We start from the raw sequence: 240 nt of genomic DNA, 5'->3' as shown, positions 1-240 counted from the left end.
AAGGTTAAAATATACCAAATCTTGATGGGGACATAAATCTCCTTCAAGCATGAGTTCAGGAACCGAAATTTCCAGATCTACAGGACCGTTCAGTTGTATATACCGCTGCCATTCCAATGCAGAAATATCAAAAGGAGGGGTTGCAGTAAGGGCTACGATAGTTGGATTGATTTCACTTTTTATATCCATTAAACTTCTCCACCATGCATTTTTCAGGTGATGAGCCTCATCAAGAATAAT

Annotated in this window: 1 protein-coding gene; it reads right to left on the bottom strand. The window is 38.8% G+C overall.

Annotated features, from left to right (window positions below; translation table 11 throughout):
- Positions 1 to 240 (bottom strand): DEAD/DEAH box helicase family protein (locus SB764_RS44185; protein ID WP_410867337.1); only part of this gene is annotated, 240 nt, incomplete at both ends.

This window comes from Paraburkholderia sp. SIMBA_027, assembly GCF_046535315.1.
In the GTDB taxonomy this organism is placed as follows: domain Bacteria; phylum Pseudomonadota; class Gammaproteobacteria; order Burkholderiales; family Burkholderiaceae; genus Paraburkholderia; species Paraburkholderia tropica.
Note: the sequence above shows the minus strand (reverse complement) of the source record. Positions and strands in the feature narration are given on the sequence as shown.